Origin of the sequence: Pseudomonas sp. GW456-12-10-14-LB2, assembly GCF_002884345.1 — a bacterium.
Taxonomy (GTDB): domain Bacteria; phylum Pseudomonadota; class Gammaproteobacteria; order Pseudomonadales; family Pseudomonadaceae; genus Aquipseudomonas; species Aquipseudomonas paraglycinae.
On the sequence record NZ_POHV01000005.1, the window covers coordinates 34,183 to 55,002 of the forward strand.

At 60.8% G+C, this 20,820-nt stretch carries 19 protein-coding genes; 14 read left to right on the forward strand and 5 right to left on the reverse strand.

From position 1 onward, the window contains the following. Nucleotides 1-79 precede the first annotated feature (79 nt). The 7 genes from C1X29_RS04585 (at nucleotide 80) to C1X29_RS04615 (ending at nucleotide 8,254) form a co-directional block, all read left to right on the forward strand. Nucleotides 80-1,837 (forward strand): carbamoyltransferase, encoded by a 1,758-nt coding sequence (locus tag C1X29_RS04585; protein ID WP_007952261.1) that lies wholly within the window; start codon nucleotides 80-82, stop codon nucleotides 1,835-1,837. Next, complete coding sequence (locus C1X29_RS04590; RefSeq protein WP_102686813.1) at nucleotides 1,821-2,951, forward strand: glycosyltransferase; 1,131 nt, start codon at nucleotides 1,821-1,823, stop codon at nucleotides 2,949-2,951. The genes C1X29_RS04585 and C1X29_RS04590 overlap by 17 nt, the downstream gene beginning before the upstream one ends. After that, on the forward strand, nucleotides 2,951-3,847 hold the full coding sequence (locus tag C1X29_RS04595; protein ID WP_102686812.1) for an antimicrobial resistance protein Mig-14: 897 nt from the start codon (nucleotides 2,951-2,953) through the stop codon (nucleotides 3,845-3,847). The genes C1X29_RS04590 and C1X29_RS04595 overlap by 1 nt, the downstream gene beginning before the upstream one ends. A gap of 8 nt (nucleotides 3,848-3,855) precedes the next feature. Then, nucleotides 3,856-5,256 (forward strand): PIG-L family deacetylase, encoded by a 1,401-nt coding sequence (locus C1X29_RS04600; RefSeq protein ID WP_102716948.1) that lies wholly within the window; start codon nucleotides 3,856-3,858, stop codon nucleotides 5,254-5,256. A gap of 84 nt (nucleotides 5,257-5,340) precedes the next feature. After that, nucleotides 5,341-6,297: a glycosyltransferase gene (locus tag C1X29_RS04605; RefSeq protein WP_102686810.1), complete on the forward strand. Its 957-nt coding sequence runs from the start codon at nucleotides 5,341-5,343 to the stop codon at nucleotides 6,295-6,297. A 55-nt stretch (nucleotides 6,298-6,352) separates the two neighbouring features. Next, nucleotides 6,353-7,114 carry a hypothetical protein gene (locus C1X29_RS04610; RefSeq protein ID WP_085746471.1) on the forward strand — a complete coding sequence of 254 codons (762 nt, stop codon included), beginning with the start codon at nucleotides 6,353-6,355 and terminating at the stop codon, nucleotides 7,112-7,114. Between the two features lie 48 nt (nucleotides 7,115-7,162). Further along, nucleotides 7,163-8,254: a glycosyltransferase gene (locus C1X29_RS04615; RefSeq protein WP_102716994.1), complete on the forward strand. Its 1,092-nt coding sequence runs from the start codon at nucleotides 7,163-7,165 to the stop codon at nucleotides 8,252-8,254. Here the strand turns inward: C1X29_RS04615 and C1X29_RS04620 are convergent. Further along, the gene (locus C1X29_RS04620) at nucleotides 8,249-8,854 is read right to left on the reverse strand and encodes a toluene tolerance protein (RefSeq protein WP_102686808.1); all 606 of its coding nucleotides are present in this window, start codon (nucleotides 8,852-8,854) and stop codon (nucleotides 8,249-8,251) included. The genes C1X29_RS04615 and C1X29_RS04620 overlap by 6 nt on opposite strands. 110 nt (nucleotides 8,855-8,964) lie before the next feature. Here C1X29_RS04620 and C1X29_RS04625 point away from each other — a divergent pair, with 110 nt between their 5' ends. The 5 genes from C1X29_RS04625 to hldE all read left to right on the forward strand — a co-directional run bounded on the left by C1X29_RS04625 (nucleotide 8,965) and on the right by hldE (nucleotide 14,983). Next, on the forward strand, nucleotides 8,965-10,137 hold the full coding sequence (locus tag C1X29_RS04625; protein WP_085746474.1) for an O-antigen ligase: 1,173 nt from the start codon (nucleotides 8,965-8,967) through the stop codon (nucleotides 10,135-10,137). A gap of 15 nt (nucleotides 10,138-10,152) precedes the next feature. Then, nucleotides 10,153-11,958, forward strand: coding sequence for a lipid A export permease/ATP-binding protein MsbA (msbA, locus tag C1X29_RS04630; protein ID WP_085746475.1), 1,806 nt, complete (start codon nucleotides 10,153-10,155; stop codon nucleotides 11,956-11,958). A 189-nt stretch (nucleotides 11,959-12,147) separates the two neighbouring features. Further along, nucleotides 12,148-12,852 (forward strand): sulfotransferase family 2 domain-containing protein, encoded by a 705-nt coding sequence (locus C1X29_RS04635; RefSeq protein WP_102716949.1) that lies wholly within the window; start codon nucleotides 12,148-12,150, stop codon nucleotides 12,850-12,852. Further along, a complete protein-coding gene (gene cysC / locus C1X29_RS04640) occupies nucleotides 12,845-13,456 on the forward strand; it encodes an adenylyl-sulfate kinase (RefSeq protein ID WP_102716950.1) in 612 nt (203 codons plus the stop codon). Before C1X29_RS04635 ends, cysC begins: the two co-directional genes overlap by 8 nt. Nucleotides 13,457-13,558: 102 nt before the next feature. After that, on the forward strand, nucleotides 13,559-14,983 hold the full coding sequence (hldE, locus tag C1X29_RS04645; protein WP_007952241.1) for a bifunctional D-glycero-beta-D-manno-heptose-7-phosphate kinase/D-glycero-beta-D-manno-heptose 1-phosphate adenylyltransferase HldE: 1,425 nt from the start codon (nucleotides 13,559-13,561) through the stop codon (nucleotides 14,981-14,983). A gap of 66 nt (nucleotides 14,984-15,049) precedes the next feature. On the opposite strand, the gene C1X29_RS04650 is transcribed toward hldE, so the two are convergent. From C1X29_RS04650 to C1X29_RS04665, 4 genes are all read right to left on the reverse strand, one after another. After that, on the reverse strand, nucleotides 15,050-16,018 hold the full coding sequence (locus C1X29_RS04650; RefSeq protein ID WP_102686806.1) for a metal ABC transporter ATPase: 969 nt from the start codon (nucleotides 16,016-16,018) through the stop codon (nucleotides 15,050-15,052). A gap of 31 nt (nucleotides 16,019-16,049) precedes the next feature. Beyond that, entirely contained in the window at nucleotides 16,050-16,862 is an 813-nt protein-coding gene (locus C1X29_RS04655) for an aldo/keto reductase (RefSeq protein ID WP_102686805.1), read from the reverse strand. Then, entirely contained in the window at nucleotides 16,859-18,034 is a 1,176-nt protein-coding gene (locus C1X29_RS04660; protein ID WP_102716951.1) for an FAD-binding oxidoreductase, read from the reverse strand. Before C1X29_RS04660 ends, C1X29_RS04655 begins: the two co-directional genes overlap by 4 nt. Nucleotides 18,035-18,163: 129 nt before the next feature. Beyond that, the gene (locus C1X29_RS04665; protein ID WP_007952237.1) at nucleotides 18,164-18,496 is read right to left on the reverse strand and encodes a multidrug efflux SMR transporter; all 333 of its coding nucleotides are present in this window, start codon (nucleotides 18,494-18,496) and stop codon (nucleotides 18,164-18,166) included. A 102-nt stretch (nucleotides 18,497-18,598) separates the two neighbouring features. On the opposite strand from C1X29_RS04665, the gene C1X29_RS04670 reads away from it, so the two are divergent. Further along, nucleotides 18,599-19,501 (forward strand): LysR family transcriptional regulator, encoded by a 903-nt coding sequence (locus tag C1X29_RS04670; protein ID WP_007952236.1) that lies wholly within the window; start codon nucleotides 18,599-18,601, stop codon nucleotides 19,499-19,501. Nucleotides 19,502-19,512: 11 nt separating this feature from the next. Continuing rightward, nucleotides 19,513-20,793, forward strand: coding sequence for a lipid IV(A) 3-deoxy-D-manno-octulosonic acid transferase (waaA, locus tag C1X29_RS04675; protein WP_102716952.1), 1,281 nt, complete (start codon nucleotides 19,513-19,515; stop codon nucleotides 20,791-20,793). The last annotated feature ends 27 nt before the right edge of the window (nucleotides 20,794-20,820 follow it).

Consider the following 20,820-nt stretch of genomic DNA (forward strand, 5'->3'; position numbering starts at 1 on the left):
TGTCTCTCGCCCGGTGCGAGGGCACATCATTTTTCAAGGCGCATCGCGCCTGAATGCAGACTAAAGAGGCTAGACCCCTGTGGCATTGACGATTCTTGGCCTGTCCGGCGCCCTTAGCCATGATCCTTCCGCAGCCTTGTACATCGACGGCAAGCTGGTCGCGGCGGCTGAGGAAGAGCGCTTCGTACGCGATAAACATGCAAAGAACCGCATGCCCTACGAATCGGCGAAGTTCTGCCTGGAGCAGGCAGGCATCAAGCCTTCCGACGTTGACGTGGTCGCGATTCCGTTCGCCCCGATCAGCATTTTCGGCAAGGCTCGCTGGCAGTACGCCAAGCGTTACTGGTACGCCCCGGACCGCGCACTCGACGCTATCCTGATGGGCAACCGTCGCTACAAGCGCTATCGCAACAAGATCGTCTGGTGCCTGGAGCAACTGGGCTTCGATCCGAAGAAAATCAAGATCGAACCGGTTGAACACCACCTGGCCCACGCCTCCAGCGCCTACCACTGCTCGGGTTTCAAAGAGAAAACCGCGATCCTCGGCATCGACGGCAAGGGCGAGTACGCCACGACCTTCTTCGGTTATGGCGAAAACGGCAAGATCCACAAGATCAAGGAATTCTTCGATCCGGACTCCCTCGGCGGCCTGTACGGCGCGATCACCGAGTTCCTCGGTTTCGACATGCTCGACGGTGAGTTCAAGGTCATGGGCATGGCGCCGTACGGCGACGCCAGCAAATACGATTTCTCGCGCCTGGCTTCGTTCGAAAACGGCGAGCTGGTGATCAACACCGACTACGCCAACGTGATCGGCCTGCGTCGCTATAAAGAGAAGGGCAAGGGTTACTACTTCTCGCCGAAGCTGATCGAGTGGCTGGGTCCGAAGCGCGAAGGCGACATCGCCGACGAGCCGTACATCCACTACGCCGCCAGCATTCAGGCACTGTTCGAAAAAATCGCGTTGCAGATGATCGACTACTACCTGGGCGACGTGCTCAAGGAAACCGGCAAGCTGGCCTACGCCGGCGGCTGTGCGTTGAACGTCAAGCTCAACCAGAAAATCATCGCCCGCGACGACGTCAAGGAACTGTTCGTACAGCCTGCCTCCGGCGATGCCGGCACTGCAGTCGGCGCAGCGGCCTATGTGTCCAACGCCCGTGGCGTGCCGGTCGAGAAGATGGAACACGTCTACCTCGGCCCGTCGTACAGCAATGAAGACGTGATCGCCGCGTGCGCCCGTCACGAGAACAAGCCGACCTGGCGCAAGCTCGACAACATGCCGGAGCAGATCGCCAAAATCATGGTCGATGGCAACCCGGTGGCCTGGTTCCAGGGCCGCATGGAGTTCGGTCCGCGCGCACTGGGTGGTCGTTCGATCATCGGTTGCCCGAGCGTGGCTGGCGTGGCTGACCGCATCAACCACCAGATCAAGTTCCGCGAGCGCTGGAGGCCTTTCTGCCCGTCGATGCTCGACACCGTTGCGCCACAGATGATCAAGATCGATCACCCGGCGCCGTTCATGACCTTCACCTTCGAAGTGGCTGAAGAGTGGAAGACACGCGTGCCGGAAGTCGTCCACGAAGACGGTACTTCCCGGGCCCAGGTGCTCAAGCGCGAATACAACCCGCGCTACTACGACATGATGAAGGCGCTGGAAGTGCTGACCGGCAACGGCGTGTCCCTGAACACTTCGCTCAACCGCCGTGGTGAACCGATGATCTGCTCGCCGACCGACGCCCTGAACATGTTCTTCGGCTCGGATCTGCAATACCTGATCATGGAAGACATCCTGGTGGTCAAAGAAGGCGCAAACGCTTATGACACGCTCGGCTGAACGCCATGTGCTGCAGTTCTGTCACGGCTATGACGGGCCGTTCCTCGACTGCGCACGGCAATACGCCAGCCTGTTTGCGGGCACCCGTTATCGGGTCACCACGGTCTTTCTGACCGGGGCCGCCGATAGCGAGGTGGCCGCAGCCTGCGCCTCCGCTGAAGTGTTGTTCATGGAATACAGCTCCAAGGCCATTCGTGGCCTGAAGCTGGGCGCCATCGGCGATCTGCGCAAGATCGCCGCTTCACGCAATTTCAGTTTCTGCATCGCCCATCGCTTCAAGCCGATCTACATCGCGTTGCTCGGCACTTCGCTGCCGGTGATTGGCGTGCATCACGCGTTTGGCGATTACAAACGCGGCTCGCGCAAACTCTTTGCGCAGATTTTCCGCAGGCGTCTGAGCCTGCTCGGCGTGTCCGATGCAGTGCGCGACGACATGCGCCGTTGCCTGCCGAAATGGCCGGCGGCGCGCATCCAGACCCTCTACAACCGCATCGATGTCTCGGCGTTGCAGATGAGTCAGGTGTCGGCCCGTGAAGCTCGCGAGACCCTCGGTCTGTCGGCGGATGCCTTCATTGTCGGCAACGTCGGTCGCCTGCACCCGGACAAGGACCAGGCCACGCTGCTGCACGGTTTTGCCGCGGCATTGCCCGGTCTGCCGGCCAACAGCCAACTGGTGATTCTCGGCAAAGGGCGTCTGGAACAAGACCTCAAGGAACTGGCCCGTGAACTGGGCATCGGTGATCGCGTGTTGTTCCTCGGCCAGGTGCCGGACGCGCGCAATTACTTCCGCGCATTCGATGTGTTTGCCTTGAGTTCCGACCACGAACCGTTTGGCATGGTGCTGCTGGAGGCCATGGCCGCCGGCGTGCCGTTGCTGGCCACGGCGTGTGGCGGGGCGAAGGAAGTGGTCGAAGGCGTGGGCATTCTGTTCCCGCTGGGTGACGCCGAGCATCTGGCCCAGGGTCTGAAACATCTGGCCGGCATGGACGAGCAGCAGCGTCGTCAATGCGCCGAAATGATGGTCGATCGTCTGCGCGAGCGCTTCTCCGACCGAGCTGTACGCGACACCTTCTGGCATTTGCCGCAAGTTACCGATCTGGCACCGAGGGGCTGATGCTCAACCGATTTCAAGGCTGGCGCGAACGTGGCTGGTCGCCCGTTGACGCCTCAACTTATGCACAGGCCTGGCAGCGTTTCGGCGGCAGCGTCGCGACTCATCCCATGGTGGTCGAGCGTCTGGCGGATCTGGCCGGCATCCCGGTGCGTTATCTGGCCTGGGAGCAGCGGGGCGACGTCAAAGCCGCGATCCCGACCTGGGGCCGCGACCTGGCCTTGTCCAAGGACGTGCTCAAGCGCAACGGCAAGAAAGGCTTGTTCGACCTCGGCAACGCCGAGCTGATCCTGCCGGCCGCCGTCGATGCCCAGGCCCCGCTGCGCCATCGCGGACGCTACCTGTCGGCGCTCAACGAAAACCGCTTCAGCGGCCTCAAGGTGCAGACCGAACAACTGGCCATGGCCCGTACCCCCGAAGAACTGTCGAAGAAGTTTCGCTACAACCAGCGCCGTGAACTGCGCCTGCTGGAAGAGGCGGGCGGTGTGGTGCGGCCGGTCAGCGACTTCTCGAGTGCGGAACTGGCAGCAATCTACTGCGACTTGTTTCAGCGTCGCTGGGGTTTTCCGGCCACTGGCGCGGCACGCATGGCCGAAGTCATCGAATTGCTGCGCGAATTGTTGATCGGCTCGGTGATCTTCCTCAACGACGCGCCGATTGCCATTCAACTGGTGTATCGCGTTGAAGCCCCGGAATGGATCAGCGTCGAATACATCAACGGCGGCGTCGACCCTGAAACCCGCGAATTCAGCCCCGGCAGCGTCCTGAGTTTCCTCAATACGCAAAGTGCCTGGGAGCATGCGCGGGCACTGGACAAGCCGCTGCGCTTTTCCTTCGGTCGTGCCGACCGTGAATACAAGGATCGCTGGTGCAATCCTGTGCCGGTCTTCACCGTATGAGTCAGCCCATGAGTCGCAAACAGCAATTGCTCAAGCGCCACCGGCGCAATAAACGCATCGGCCTGTTGATCGCACTGGTCGTGTTGATCGCTCTCGGTGTGCTGGTGGCCTGGTGGTTGCCGCTGGTGCTGGCAGTGGTTGGCTGGATCGCCCACGAAGCGTGGTTCGCCGATCACCTGTTCTATTCGCCGAAAGACGATTACCAATACAGCTTTCCGCCGTTTACCCCGCAGCCAAAAGTGCATTTGAACGGCGAGCAATTGCGCCTCGACGAAGGCGTGATGCTGATGGACGACGCTACGCTGATCCTCGCGGTGAAGGTCAAAAGCAGCTTTCTGGGACGCTTCTTCGATCCTCGGGTCGAGTTGGCCGGGGGCACCCATCCCGATGCGCAGACGTTCGAACGTGGCGTCAACGGTCTGCGTTATCTGAACCTCAGCGGGCAGGCGCAGGCCTTGTCGCAAGGCCAGTTGCGTCTGCGCGGGCGCTTTTGCCGGGTCTCCGGCGAGCCGGTGCTGTGGGCACTGGAGCAGCCGGACTACCGCCAGCAGCGGGTGATGGTCATCGCCCCTCACGCCGACGATGCCGAACTCGCCGCCTACGGTCTGTACAGCCAGGCCAGTGAAGCCTGGATCGTGACGCTGACCGCCGGCGAGATCGAAGCCGAACATTATCAACAGATGGGCCTGAACAAGGTCGAGGCGGCGCGGCTAAAGGGGCGCCTGCGTGCCTGGGACAGTCTTGCCGTACCGCGCTGGGCCGGCGTACCGCAGGAGCACTGCGTGCAGCTCGGGTATTTCTGCCTGCAACTGGCGGCGATGCAGGCTGCGCCGAATCAGCCGGTGGGTTCGCGGGAAGCTGATTTGAGTGATACACGGATGTTTCGTCAGCTGAATCCGTTTGTCTTGCCCGGTGATGCCGATGGCGCGCCGACCTGGAACAATCTGCTGGCCGACCTGCGTGACGTGCTGTCCCGCGCGCGCCCGGATGTGATCGTGCTGCCGCATCCGACGCTCGATCCGCATCCCGATCACATCTGCGCCCAGGACGCCGTGCTGGAAGTCTTGCGTGGTCTTGACTGGCAACCGGTCCTGCTCGGCTACGCCAACCACCTGCACGATAACGATCGCTGGCCGATGGGTGATAGCGGGCAAGGTATCGCCCTGCCGCCGACATTCGACTCGTCGCAACCGATGCAGCCATTGTGCGTGCCGTTGACGCTCTCGCAGCAACGTGACAAAGCCATGGCCTTGGGCATGATGCACGACCTGCAACCACCGGCTCCGTTCAAGCGTCGCCTGCGGCGCGGCCTGCAGCGCCTGCTTGCGGGGCGTGCGGGCTCGCCCTACGGTGAAAACGAATTTTTCCGCAAGGCTGTACGACGCCATGAACTGTTCTGGCGTTTATAGATGGTACGGGCCTGAAGTACGTCCGCTTTCGAGCGGAAAGACCTTCAGGCGTTGCTCTGTTTGCCTGTCGCGGCAAGGAAGACGATGAAAGTTTTATTTCTGGTGCAGAAAGATCAGCGGGCGATTCTGGATCGCTTGTACGAAGGTGTTGCGGCACATTGCGAGTGCGATTTGCGGTGGCTGAGCAGCGATGAACAGCGCAATCTGCGTCGCTATTTCCGGCGCGAAGTCGACGTTACGCAATATGACCGCATCGTGTTTTTCCTTCGTTTCAAGCAGGAAATCCGTCAGGTCGGATTTATCCGCACGATCCCCAATCTGGTGATTCTGGAACACGATGCCTACCAGAATTACATTCCGTGCAAATACACCGGCAAGTTCAGCGCGCATTACCGCCGCTTGCCGTGGGCGCGGGTGATCAGCTCCGGCTTCGTGGTCACTGAGCGCCTTCGTCAGGAGGGCTTCGACGCCGTCTTCGTGCCCAAGGGCTACGACCAGTCACAACTTGAAGATCAGGGGCGCGAGCGGGATATCGAGCTGGCTTTCGTGGGTAGCACCAACAGTGTTGCCTACAGCGGTCGCAAAGCCTTGCTCGACGAGTTGGGGCGCGTCGAGCCTCTGGTGGTTACCCGCACGAAGTCCGGAGAGGAATACCGCGACACGCTCAACCGGATCCGCTTTTTTGTCAGCGCCGACGTTGGCATGGGCGAATTCATGATCAAGAATTTCGAAGCGATGGCCTGCGGTTGTGTATTGCTGGCGTTTGATCAGGGGGCAGAGGAAAGTCAGGCCCTAGGGTTGAAGGACATGCACAACGTGGTGTTCTACAAGGACATCGCACAGCTTCAGGAGAAGCTGGCCGTATTGCGCAGCGATCCGGAACTGGCGCCGCGAATTGCGCGCAACGGTCGCGAGCTCGCGGTCAGTCAGTTCAGCTTTGCACGAATCGGCCAACGTATCGTCGAGGAACTTAAGCCAGAACTGCGGGCTCGTGCGCCGCTGAGCCTTCTGGAAAAGGTGCGTCTGAAGCTGGGCATTTGACAAGCACTACCCGGCAATCGATATTGCTGGCGACTTTTACCTAATTGAGATTCCGGTGCAATTTACTCAAGAAAGTGACATCACCCTGGTGGTCACCAGCTGTGGTCGAATGGATCTGCTCAAGATAACGCTTGAGAGCTTCGACCGGTTCAATACCGCTCCCATCCGTGAAGTGTTCATCACGGAGGATGCGGGGGATGAAGGTGTGCACGCTGTGATTCCTGCTCATTGGAAGGAGCATTGCACCGTATTCATCAATCGCCCGAAGCTGGGGCAGCTGGCATCAATCGACTTGGCTTACGCACATGTCACCACACCCTATGTCTTCCATTGCGAAGACGACTGGGAATTCTATCGCCCGGGATTTGTGGAAGACTCCAGGACCATTCTCGACCTGCGCCCGGAAATTCTGCAGGTCTGGCTGCGTAGCTATAATCATGACTTGCGGGTGCACAGTCCTTACATTCGGCTGGAGACGCGGGAGATCGTCGGCGGGGTAGCTTGTTACCCGTTGGTGTCCGACAAGCCTGAGTGGCAGGGCTTTTCGCTGAATCCTGGCTTGCGGCGGATGAAGGAATACCGCTTGTGCGCACCTTTTGCCGGATTCAGTGGGGAGAAGGCGCTGTCCATTCGCTACGCAGACTTGAATCTGACGGCCATGACGCTGGAAGCGGACGCCGTCATGCACACGGGTTTCGGTCTGCATGTGCAAACGGCTGTCGAGCGTCAGCGCAAGGCGCGCCGCAGTCGTCGCGAACAGATAAAGTTCGTATTGTCTTTGCTGTTGGGAGTCTGTATTGGCTGGTTCATCAATTAAATGCACCGCAGCTTTTTTCCAGAAACCCAGGTATTGGCTTCGTTCCCTATGAGTATTCTCAACGTCATGTGGGCCGGGGGTGCTCCGTTTGCCTCAACTCATAAGGTGCATCAACAGATCCTGTCTCAGGCCGCCTCGTCGGAGCCGGTTCAAACCTGGTTGCTTCAAGGCCGCGCCTGCGAAGGTGGGCTGAGCGTTGGCGAAGTGACGGAGTGGGGGCTGTCCTCCGCCCGGTTGAAAGGGCGGCATTTCTGGCGGCTGACGAGGCCCTGGATGCGTTCCAGATTTCACAAAGCCCTCAAAAACAGCGGTGCACGCGTGGTGCTCCTCGATGGCCTTGGCGTAGCACGTACATTGCTGCCTGTCATCGAAGCCATGCCCGACGTTCGTGCGGTGGTGGTCTTTCATGGTTCGACGCGGCTTCATCCTGTGGATCGCGCGCTCTTCAAACGAATTCCCTCCTCGCAACTGACGCTGGTTGCAGTCTCGAACACCCTCGCGGCGTCGTTGTGTCAGGACTTGCAGATTCAGGTCATGACGTTGCGCAGCGCTTTCGATCCTCTGGCGTTTCGTGCCGACCTTCTCCCTCGGGAGCAGGCGCGAGCGCGATTGGGTCTTGCGCTGGACAAACCGGTATTGGGAGCTGTTGGGCGACTGGTCGCGGGCAAGGGGTTTGGTTGCCTGCTCGACGCTTTCGCCGAAGCCTTGCTTCAGCGACCTGATCTGCAGTTGGTGATTCTCGGTGAAGGCACGGGGCGCGCTGTGCTGGAGGCGCGGATCGATGAGTTGCAATTGCGTGGCAAGGTCTTGCTGCCGGGGCATCTGGATGATGCGGCTCAGCTTTACCGGGCATTCGATTGGGTTGCCATGCCGTCGCTGAATGAAGGCCTGGGGCTGATCATGCAGGAAGCCGTCATGGCGGGTGTTCCGGTTTTATCCAGTGAGCTGGAGGTGTTTCGCGAACAGTTGGCCGATACCGGCTGGTATGCCCCCGTTCAGGATGTGGCCGCCTGGCGTGACGCGATCCTGAGGGCGTTCAGCGCATCGGCCGAAACAGTCGCCGCCGAGCAATATCAGGCGCTGGCGCCTGACCAGGCCTGGCTCGATTTCAGCCAGGCTGCCCACGACCTGCTTTCATGAAGGCATTACGGCCTTTTCCAGTGCGTGCATCGGAAAGGTTTCGTTCAGCTTCTCGCGTTCAATATAGCGAGCGAAATGCTGCAGGTTGCGCTTGACCAGATACCGGGGCAACGGCGCCCGCAAAAAACGCAAGTCTGCTACATCGATCAGGCCCATGCAGTTGTCGGGCGTCACCACAATGTTGCCCAAGTGCAGCGAACGAAAATAGATTCCCGATTCATGAAGATTGCGGATCAGACCGGCCAGGTCTGGCAATGCCTGCTGCCACGAAAAACCATCCTTGCTGGCAATCTGGCGCAAGGTCTCTCCCGGCAATGGCTGGTAGAGCACAGCTGTCATGCCAGGAGCTTGCAGTTTATAAAGCTGCAGGACCTGAAGGGTTGGAACGCCCAGTTTTTGCAGTCCGACGGCGTTATCGATGAAGCGTTTCGAGTAGGGGCGCCACAGTGCGGATGAAAAAAACCGTTTGCGGCGGAACAGTTTCAGAATATTCCCATCCTGCAACAGGTAGACTTTCGGCCCGTAGCTATCGGCCTCCAGGATTCTGGCACCGTCAATCATTTGATTCAAAGTGGCCTCTGGCAGCCGGGAAAATTGCATCGTGAAAAGCCTTGTGGGAAGAACGGGGCGCTGTGGCGGGCAATGATGCCGAAAAGTTTCAGCTTTAACCATGCCGGGCTGGGTGGGTGAACTCTATCAGGAGCAGTTTGATGCAAGAAACACGTTGGGCGAAAGCATGGATGTCGACAGGTCTGTTGTGGTTTCTGTTAGCCATTGCCATTGCGCCTACCAACAAAGCCTATCAGCAAGGCCTGGTCGTATTGCTCTGGATACCTGCGCTGGTCTTTTCCTGGTCTGCACGGGCCCGGCTCAGGGAGATGTTTCATGAACAGCGCTGGATCTGGCTGCCGATGCTCGGGCTTCTGGCCTGGTCTTTGATCAGTCTTTCATGGACGAACGCCGCGGACAGCGGGCGCGAGGCCAAGCGGTTGCTGTATATCGTGGTTTTTCTTCTGTTCTTTCCGGTTTTCGCCAATGGCAGACCCGACCGTGTGATTCGCATCATGCAATGGGGTGGCATCGGGCTGGCGGCCACGGCAATCGCGGCTATCGTCAAATTCTACCTTCTCGATGGCAATGTCCTGATGGCGCGCGTGGAAGGCCTGGGCGAGCTGGCCCACCCGATCCTCGGGGGCTATGTCATCGGCCTGGCGGCGGTATGGCTTGTTCTGTGGCCACCACAAACCGGGCGGATGCAGATTGTCTGGGTCATCGCGATGACGTTTCTGGGCATGTTCGTACTGCTCAGCCAGAGTCGCGGCGCCGCATTGGCATTGTTTCTCACGCTGCTTGCCATGCCGATCTGGTGCGGTGACCGCCGCAGCCGTGCAATTGCGGCGTGCGCGTTGGTTGTCGCCATGCTGGCTTTCGTGTTGTTCGAGCCGTTGGTCATGGCGCGCGGCGTTTCCTACCGGCCGCAGATTCTGATGGCCTGCCTGCAAATGATCGCCGAGCACCCCCTGCGTGGGCTGGGTCTTGGTGGCGACTACAAAGTGTTTGCTTCGGGCATGTATTTTGACCATGCCCATAATCTGTTCACCCATGTCGCTATCGAGCTGGGCCTGCCAGGCTTGCTGTTGTGGTGTGCAATCTGGATTGCCGTCTTGTGCCAGGCATGGAAAGCCCGGGAAACCCTCTACGGGCGGGGCATCATTGGCATTTGGCTGTTCTCGAGCCTGGCCATGCAATTCGACGCCGCCAGCCTGACCGGAACCCCAAGGGCCGAGTGGTTTGTAAGCTGGTTGCCTATTGGTCTGGCCAGTGTTTTGGTATGGGCTCGGGCCAATCCCGGTGCCTGTGATAAAATTTCGCGTTCTTCCTAATCAGTGAGCCCTACGATGAGTGACGTACCGCCCAAAGCGGAACAGGATTCCAGCCTGAAGATCTACTTTCGGCTGTTGGGGTACGTAAAGCCCTATATCGGCCTTTTCCTTCTGAGTATCGTGGGCTTCGTGATTTTTGCCTCCACCCAGCCAATGCTGGCGGGAATACTCAAATATTTTGTCGATGGCCTGAGCAATCCCGAAGCGGTGCTCTTTCCCAATGTTCCTTATCTCAAGGACCTGCAGTTGTTGATGGCCGTGCCGCTGCTGATCATTCTGATCGCTGCCTGGCAGGGGCTGGGGTCGTTTCTCGGCAACTTTTATCTGGCGAAAGTATCGCTGGGACTGGTGCATGACCTGCGCATCGAGTTGTTCAACAAACTGCTGGTGCTGCCCAATCGTTATTTCGACACCCATAATTCAGGGCATCTGATTTCGCGCATCACGTTCAACGTGACCATGGTGACCGGTGCCGCCACCGATGCCATCAAGGTGGTTATCCGTGAAGGCCTGACGGTGGTGTTTCTGTTCGCCTATCTGCTCTGGATGAACTGGAAGCTGACCCTCGTCATGCTGGCGATCCTTCCGTTGATTGCCTTAATGGTGGGGAGTACCAGCAAGAAATTCCGCAAGCAGAGCAAGAAGATCCAGGTGGCCATGGGCGACGTGACTCACGTGGCTTCCGAAACCATCCAGGGCTATCGCGTGGTGCGCAGTTTTGGTGGCGAGAGCTATGAAGAGCGCCGCTTTGCCGCCGCCAGCCAGAGCAACACCGACAAGCAATTGCGCATGACCAAGACCGGAGCGGTCTACACGCCCATGCTGCAGCTGGTGATCTACAGCGCCATGGCCGTGCTGATGTTCCTGGTGCTGTTCCTGCGTGGCGATGCCACGGCCGGTGATCTGGTGGCGTACATCACGGCCGCGGGTCTGCTGCCCAAGCCGATCCGGCAGTTGTCGGAGGTCAGTTCGACCATCCAGAAAGGGGTTGCCGGTGCCGAAAGCATTTTCGAGCAACTGGACGTAGAACCTGAAGTGGATAACGGTACGGTGGAGCGTGACCGGGTCAGCGGCCATCTGCAGGTACGCAACCTCAGTTTCACTTACCCGGGCACCGAGCGCGAAGTGCTGAAGAACATCAACTTCAGTGCGGCGCCAGGCCAGATGATCGCACTGGTGGGTCGCTCCGGTAGCGGCAAGTCGACTCTCGCCAGCCTGATTCCGCGTTTCTATCATCACGATATCGGGGAGATTCTGCTCGATGACGTCGAGATCGAAGATTACCGATTGCGCAACCTGCGTCGCCACGTTGCACAGGTCACCCAGCATGTGACCCTGTTCAACGACACGATTGCCAACAACATCGCCTACGGCGACTTGGCCGGTGCTCCCCGGGCCGATATCGAAAAGGCCGCTACCGACGCCTACGCAATGGACTTCATCTCGCAAATGCCCGAAGGCCTGGACACCCAGGTCGGGGAAAATGGCGTGTTGCTGTCCGGCGGTCAGCGTCAGCGCCTGGCGATAGCACGGGCGTTGTTGAAGAATGCACCGCTGCTGATTCTCGATGAGGCGACATCGGCACTGGATACCGAATCCGAGCGGCACATTCAGGCAGCGCTGGATCACGTCATGAAGGGCCGCACCACGCTGGTCATCGCTCATCGCCTCTCGACGATCGAGAAGGCCGATCTGATTCTGGTGATGGATCAGGGCCAGATTGTCGAACGTGGCACCCACGCACAGTTGCTGGCGCAGAACGGCTACTACTCGCGTCTGCATGCGATGGGCCTGGATGCTCCGGCTGAAGACATCGCCTGATCCCGACGACAGGATGGGACTGCCCCATCCTGTCGCCCTTCGGGGCGTGCAATGCGCTTCCGAGATATGTATCCGTTTCTTTACGCTTCTTGACCAAACTTGAATAAATCCCGGTAACACGCTTGTTAAGGTTCTCGAACGAACTTTGACTTCAATCGAGAGGGCCATCCCTTTCGCGTGGGTACTGCGATGCTGCAACGTTATCTCTGGAAGCTGTTGCCCAAGGCACAGCGGCAATTTCTGCTGGATCGACTGTCAGTCGTGGACCGTCAGGTCGTGAACAAGTCGATGTCTGCGAATCGGCACTACCCCCCATCGTTCGCGCAGCGTTCCTGTCTGTTTATCCACGTGCCCAAATGCGCCGGCAGCAGTATCTGTACGGCGATGTTCAACGGCAGGACTCCGGGTCACCTGCCGCTGTACTGGTACGAGCAGCAGTTTCCCGAGCAGTATGCCGCTGCGTACAAGTTTGCTTTCGTACGAGATCCTCTGGAGCGGGCGTATTCGGCTTATGCGTTTCTCCACGGCAATACGTTGAGCGGGCGTGATCATGCCGCGCAGCAACTGGTTCGGCAGTACCGGGACTTCGACGATTTCATTGCCCGCTGGCTGCATACGGAGACGATCTCGCGACAACTGCATTTTGCCGCACAGAGCGATTTTTTGACCGACTCGCTGGGCCATCTGGCCATGGATTTCATCGGCTATCAGGAGCACCTGGAGCGGGATTTTCAGATTGTCTGCGAGCAGTTGGGGATGGTGTGTCAGCTGCCACACGTCAACGTTTCCGTGCTGCGCCAGCCGACCAAGGCGCGAGAGTTCTGCTCCTTGCGTACACGGCGTTTGGTACGTCGGGTTTATCAACGCGACTATGAGTTGCTCGGTTATGAATGAAGTGTTGCCCGGTCTGGCGACCGCATCGGCCATTCGCCCATACAGCTTCACGCTGTCTGCTCGGGACAGAGCCGCGCTCAAGGCCCAGCGTCCACGTTGCCTGTGGCTGACCGGATTGTCCGGTGCCGGCAAGTCGACCCTGGCCAACACCCTGGAAGTGCATTTGCATGAATTCGGCCTGCACACGTTTTTGCTCGACGGCGATAACGTGCGCAACGGTTTGTGCCGGGACCTGGGAATGGACGATGCGAGTCGTCGGGAAAATATCCGGCGCATGGCTGAAGTGGCCCGGTTGATGGTCGACGCCGGCCTGATCGTCATTGTGGCAGCCATCTCGCCGTTCCGGGCGGAACGGGAGGCAGCGCGAGATCTTTTTGCCGAGGGCGACTTTGTCGAGGTGCATGTGAGCACGTCGCTGAAGGTGTGTGAGCGCCGGGACCCGAAAGGTCTGTACCAGGCCGTGCGAGAGGGCCGGATCAAGCAGTTCACGGGTATCGACAGCCCTTACGAAGAACCCTCGGCGGCGGAATGCCGGATCGATACGGAAACGGTCGAGCCGAGAGAAGCCTGCGAGCTGCTGGCGGCTTTTCTGCTTAAAAAATGAGCAAAAAAGCCAGCTGTTTCATCCTGTTGCAGCCGCCGCACAAGCCTTCGCCAACCCTGTGTTAATATCGCGCCCCTGTTCATTTTGTATGTGGGTTGCTCCATGAAGTTGTCCATGCCGCGATTCGATCAAGCCCCTGTCTTGGTGGTCGGCGATGTCATGCTCGACCGTTACTGGCATGGTGGTACCTCACGGATTTCCCCTGAGGCGCCGGTTCCTGTCGTTAAAGTCGAGCAAATCGAAGACCGCCCGGGCGGTGCCGCTAACGTTGCCTTGAACATTGCCGCGCTGGGTGCGCCGGCGTCGCTGGTCGGTGTGACCGGTGACGACGAAGCCGCCGACAGCCTGAGCAACAGCCTCAAGGGTGCGGGCGTGCGAGCCTTGTTCCAGCGCATCGCGCATCAGCCGACCATCGTCAAGCTACGGGTCATGAGCCGGCACCAGCAATTGCTGCGTATCGACTTCGAAGAACCGTTCGCCACCGACGCACTGGCCCTCGGCGCGCAGGTCGACGATCTGCTCGAAGGCATCAAGGTGCTGGTGCTGTCCGACTACGGCAAGGGCGCCCTGAAAAACCATCAGGCGCTGATCCAGGCCGCCCGTGCCAAAGGCATTCCGGTGCTGGCCGACCCGAAGGGCAAAGATTTCTCGATTTACCGTGGCGCGAGCCTGATCACCCCGAACCTCAGCGAGTTCGAAGCCATCGTCGGCGGTTGCGCCGATGAGCACGAGCTGGTGACCAAAGGCGCAACGCTGATGCACGACCTGGATCTCGGCGCGCTGCTGGTGACCCGTGGCGAACACGGCATGACCCTGTTGCGTCCGGATCATCCGGCGCTGCACCTGCCGGCTCGGGCCCGTGAAGTGTTCGACGTGACCGGTGCCGGCGACACAGTGATTTCCACCCTGGCGGCCGCAATTGCCGCTGGCGAAGAACTGCCGCACGCGGTGGCGCTGGCCAATCTGGCGGCGGGCATCGTGGTCGGCAAGTTGGGTACCGCGGCGATCAGCGCCCCGGAACTGCGTCGCGCCATTCAGCGTGAAGAAGGTTCCGAGCGTGGCGTGCTGGGTCTGGAGCAACTGCTGCTGGCAGTCGCCGATGCCCGTGCGCACAACGAGAAAATCGTGTTCACCAACGGCTGCTTCGACATCCTGCACGCCGGCCACGTGACCTACCTCGAGCAGGCGCGGGCCCAGGGCGATCGCCTGATCGTCGCGATCAACGACGATGCTTCGGTCAGCCGCCTGAAAGGGCCGGGCCGTCCGATCAACAGCGTTGACCGGCGCATGGCGGTTCTCGCCGGTCTCGGCGCGGTGGACTGGGTGATCAGCTTCGCTGAGGGCACCCCGGAAAACCTGCTGCGCGAGGTCAAGCCGGACGTGCTGGTGAAGGGCGGCGATTACGGCATCGACCAGGTTGTCGGCGCGGATATCGTCAAAGCCTACGGCGGCACCGTTAAAGTGCTGGGGCTGGTGGAAAACAGCTCGACCACGGCGATTGTGGAAAAAATCCGCAAATCCGAGTGATGCAAACATGAAGACCGCGCCTGTGATGACTCTCCGGAGTCACTCGCAGGCGCGGTCTTTTGCCGTTCAGGAGTTCACTTTCTTGCGTGGCACGATCTTCTTCAGCAGTTGCTTGGCCTTGCCGCGCAAGCGCGCCAGCCCGGTGTCCTTGGGCGGTGGGGTCAGACCCTGCTGGCGCAGCCAGTCCTTCCAGCGAATACGCTCGTCGCGCACCAGCCAGCCGTCCTGCCGGGCGAAACTTTCCGCCAGGTACAGACCGCGAGTGCCCGCCGGGTACAACTGACCTTTCTTCAGCGTGTACAGCTCGGGCAGCGGTTCGCCGTCCTGCAACGGCATCAAGTACAGATCGGGGCGCTTGCGGTCGAGTCGGGCGACCAGTTGATCGCCTTCCAGCCGTTCATCGACATGGAACAGGCTGAGGTTCTTGGCTTCCTTGGGCACGTCCAGCCGCAGGTCGTAGATCAATTGCAGGGACGCGGTCGGCAAATGCACGTAGGCCCGCGGCCGTTCAAGCAATTGCAGATTGGCGCAGCGCACCGGCCGTGCCGAACCGGACAGCGGCGTCAGGCGAAAGGGCAGAGCCTCGCGATAATGCAGCGCCGAGGCATACGGCGCCGGCAGCCAGGTGTCATTGAAGCGCCCGCCGAGCCAGCCTTCCGGGGTTTCCAGCAGGCATTCTTCGGCGATCTCCTGGATCGCTGTGTGCAGCGGAATGTTCAGCTCATGGGCCGGCACGTAACCGGAAATCAGCTTGAGCACCACATCGCCGCGATCCTGCCGACGCTGGCGCACCAGCACCCAGTAATCGCGATTCTGCCAGTGCAGCGTCAGGCGCACCGAGACGCCGAGGTTGGCCAGCTCCAGCGCAAACCGCTCGGCGTCAGCCACGTTGACCGGTTTGCGTCGCTGCAGGGTCTGGGCGAAATTCAGCGGCATGCCGACGCTCTGGTAGGTCAGGCCTTCCGACGTGGCTTCGACGAACAGCGGCAGCGTCTTGAAGTTGCTCGGGTTCTTTCTGATGAGCGTACGCGGCATGTCGGCTCCTGCTTAAGGCCGCGAGGCGGCGTCAGTGACCACGAAGGACCTGGGCAACGGTCGCAACGTTATGGGCGAGGTGCAGCGGATTGATTGTCCCGACAATGGCACTGGCCACGCCGGGCTGGGCGAACAGCAACTCGAAGCTGGCGCGCACCGGATCCACGCCGGGACTCAGGCACACATGACCGCTGGCCAGTGCCTTTTTCACCAGAATGGCTTTGCCGTGGGCAGCAGCATAGTCAATGACCGCCTTCTCGTTTTGTTCGTTCAAATTGTAGGTGACCATCGCACAGTCGCCTTGCTCCAGTGCTTTGAGGCCACCGTCGACGGTTTTGCCGGAAAAGCCGAAGCCGCGAATCTTGCCCTCGGCCTTGAGTGCCGCGAGGGTTGCGTAGACTTCGCTGTCGTTGAGGATCGCCAGATCGTTACCGTCGGAGTGCACCAGCACCAGGTCGATAAAATCGGTTTCAAGACGTTGCAGGGTGCGCTCCACCGACATCCGAGTGTGAGCGGCGCTGAAGTCGTGGGTCGACTGGCCGTCGACAAATTCTTCGCCGACCTTGCTGACGATCACCCAGTCCTGACGCTGACCGCGCAGCAACGGGCCGAGACGTTCCTCGCTGCGGCCATAGGCCGGTGCGGTGTCGATCAGGTTGATGCCCAGCTCCCGCGCCTGCTTGAGCAACATGCGCGCGGCGTCGTCGTCGGGAATCTGGAAGCCGTTGGGGTATTTCACGCCCTGGTCGCGGCCGAGTTTGACGGTGCCCAGGCCCAGTGGCGAAACCAGCAGGCCGGTGCTGCCCAGTGGGCGATGCAGATCGTGCAGGGTCGGCAGGCTCATGGCAGCAGTTGCTCCCAGGCGGGAACACCCATCGGTGGTTTTGGCAGCTCGGGCAGCGGAGCCGGGTGGCTTGGCTGGATGCCGTCGCGTTCGAGGGACGCGATCACGCGGTCAGCGAAGTCTGGCGCCAGGGCCAGTTTGGTTGGCCAGCCGACCAGCAGGCGACCTTCTTCAGCGAGGAAGGCGTTGTCTGGACGGGTAAGACCGGTTTGCAGCGGTTCGGCGCGATCGACGCGCAGGGTCGCCCATTGCACGGTGCTCAGGTCGATCCATGGCAACAACTGGCCAAGTTCTTTTTTAGCGGTGGCGATCTGTTCGGCCGGCTCACGGGCCACGCCTTCGGACTCGGCAATGTCGCCGCCCAGATACCAGACCCACTGGCCGTCAGCGGCCGGGTGGGTGGTCACGGTGATGCGCGGCTTGGTGCCGCCACCGAGGCAGTGCGCGTACAGCGGCTTCAGGCCCGGGCCTTTGGCGATGATCATGTGCAGCGGCCGGCGTTGCATGGCCGGATGAGTCAGGCCCAAAGCAGTGAGCAGGTCGGCGGTACCGGCACCGGCACTGAGGACGATGCGCTGGGCGCGGATCTCGCGGCCGTCGACTTTCAGGCCAACCAGTACGCCGCTTTCCAGCAGCGGCTCGATGGTCTGGCCGGCGAGCAGACCGTCACCCGACAGGTCGGCCAGACGCTGGATCAGGCTCGGCACGTCGATCACCAGTTCGGCGAGGCGGTAGACCTTGCCCTTGAAACGCTTGTCTTGCAGGGCCGGCGGCAGTTGATCGCCCTTGACCTGATCGACCCGGCCACGCACCGCTTTGCTGGCGAAGAAACTGGTGAGGTTGCCGGCGAGGGTGCCCGGCGACCACAGGTAATGGGCTTCGGACAGCAGGCGCACGCCGGTCAGGTCCAGTTCACCGTTGCCGGCCAGGGCTTCACGCCAGCGGCGCGGCATGTCGGCGATGGCTTCCGAGGCGCCGGTCAGTGCACCGTGCAGCGCGTACTTGGCGCCGCCGTGAATGATGCCCTGGGACTTCACACTCTGCCCGCCGCCGAGGCTGGCGCTTTCCACCAGCACGGTCGAGAAACCCTGGCGACGCAGGCGCGCGTTCAGCCAGAGACCGGCGACACCCGCGCCGACAATCAGCACGTCGGTGGAAATTGGAGATGGCATGCAACGACCTCAGTGTTCAAGACGAGGGCGCAGTATACAGACTCGGGGAAAAGGGGATTTGTCGATGATCAACAGAGGGAAGGCATGAGCCCTTGCAGGAGCGAGTACCTGCAAGGGCTCATGTCAGGATCAATGGCCGGCCGTTTTCGAGAACAGCTGAATCACCACCACGCCGAGCACGATCAGCGCCATCCCGAGCATCGCCGGGATATCCAGCTTCTGCCCATAGATGAACAGCGCCGCGACGCTGACCATCACGATACCCATGCCGGCCCACACCGCGTAGGCCACGCCCACCGGCACGCTGCGCACCACCAGGGTCAGCATCCAGAACGCGATGGCGTAGCCGACGATGACCAGCACCAGTGGCAATGGCGTGCTGAAGCCTTTGACGGCTTTCATCGAAACGGTCGCGATCACTTCGGCACAGATGGCGATGGCCAGGTAGACGTAAGCGTTCATGTTCAAATCCTCGTGTGTAGCGTTGCTTTCTGAGGCGGCATTCTAGTGACTCCCCAGATGGGGTAAAGTCATTACCTATCTGTTTACAAGATGGGTTGGCCGATGAGCATGCAGTGGAATCTGGAGCAGTTGCGGGTGTTCGTCGCGGTGGCCGAACAGCGTTCGTTTTCCGCCGTGGCGCGTCAGCAACGCAAGGCGCAGTCGGCGATCAGCAGCGCGATTGCCATGCTCGAGGACGACCTCGGTGTCAGTCTGTTCGAGCGTAGCAGTGGTCGCCAGCCGAGTCTTACCGAAACGGGTGAAGCCTTGCTTGAAGAGGCGCGTGAAGTGTTGCGTCAGTGCGAGCGCCTGAATGGTCGGGCCGTGGCCATGATGCGCGGGCAGGAAGCGCAACTGCGGGTAGCCCAGGACGAAGCGATGCCTTATCAGGCGCTGGTGGAAAGCTTCGGCGCGCTGGCCGAGCAGTTTCCCAGTCTTGAGGTGCAACTGACCAGCGCCGCCCAAGGCGAGGTTTCGCGCAAGCTGGTGGAGCGCCGGGCCGATCTCGGGCTGCTGTTCTATCACGACGAAATCCCCGAAGCGCTGGAGCGCCGGGTGCTGGGCAGTGTGGAAATGGTCACCGTCTGCGGGGTCAATCATCCGCTGGCGGCGCAGTCACGGGTCAACTGCCAGCAGCTTGCTCAGCATCGGCAACTGCTGATGTCGACTCAGACCAGCGTCTACCCCGGCAGCGAACCGGCCAGCCCACAGGTCTGGCGCGCCGACAGTTTCTACGTGATGGCCGAATGGCTGGTGCGTGACCTCGGCTGGGCCTGGCTGCCACGCCACGTGGTGCAGTACTCGGCGTATCAAGGTTTGATGGTGGAACTCGACAGCGAATGGACGCCGCCGGCGCTGGTGGTGGAACTGGTCTGGCGCCGCGACGAACCCCTCGGGCCGGCCGCCCGTTGGCTGGCGGAGCGATTTGCCATACACCTGCGGGCGATCGGCGGCAAAAGCCGATAAACTCCGCCGCCATGAATAGAACTCTCTACACCGCGCTGTTTTACCTGGGGCTGCCATTGGTGGCGATTCGGCTGTGGCTGCGCTCGCGCAAGGCACCGGCGTATGCCAAGCGGATTGGCGAACGATTCTCCTACGGCATGCCGACCCTGCAACCGGGCGGCATCTGGGTTCACGCCGTGTCGGTGGGCGAGAGCATCGCCGCCGCGCCGATGATCCGTGCACTGCTGCAACGTTATCCACAGCTGCCGATCACCGTGACTTGCATGACCCCGACCGGCTCGGAGCGCATTCACGCGTTGTTCGCCAACGAGCCGCGCATCCAGCACTGCTATTTGCCGTATGACTTGCCCTGCGCGGCGGGGCGTTTTCTGGATCGCGTGCAGCCGAAACTGGCGGTGATCATGGAAACCGAACTGTGGCCCAACCACATTCACCAATGCGCCAAACGCAGGATTCCGGTGGCGCTGGCCAACGGGCGCCTGTCCGAACGTTCGGCCAAAGGCTATGGCCGATTCAGCAAACTGACCGCGCCGATGCTCGCCGAGATGAGCCTGTTTGCCGTGCAGACCGAAGCCGAAGCCCAGCGCTTCCGCGATCTCGGCGCGCGTGCGGAGACAGTCGAAGTCACCGGCTCAATCAAGTTCGACCTGACCATCGACCCGCAGCTGCTGCAACGCGCTGCTGAACTGCGCGGCCAATGGCAGGCGCTGGAGCGACCGGTATGGATCGCCGCCAGCACCCATGAAGGCGAAGACGAAGTGGTGCTGAATGCCCATCGCCGTTTGCTGGCCAACCATCCCGATGCGCTGCTGATTCTGGTGCCGCGCCATCCGGAGCGTTTCAACTCGGTGTTCGAGTTGTGCCAGCGTGAAGGCTTTGCCACGGTGCGTCGTTCGACCGGCGCGAGCGTCGATGCTGCAACGTCGGTGCTGCTCGGCGACACCATGGGCGAATTGCTGTTTCTCTATGCCCTGGCCGACAGCGCGTTCGTCGGCGGCAGCCTGGTGCCCAACGGCGGCCACAACCTGCTGGAACCGGCAGCGCTGGCGAAACCGGTGATCAGCGGCCCGCACCTGTTCAACTTCCTTGACATCGCCGCGCAACTGCGCAGCGCCGGAGCCTTGGCCGAAGTGGATGATGCCGAAGGTCTGGCGACAGAAGTGCAGCGTCTGTTCGAGTTGCCGCGCGACGCACAGCGCATGGCGGAAGCCGGGCTGAGCGTGATGCGCCGCAATCAGGGCGCGTTGCAACGCTTGCTCGATGGCCTGGGAAGGTTGATCGACCGTCCATAAAAAACGCAGCCTCAGGGCTGCGTTTTT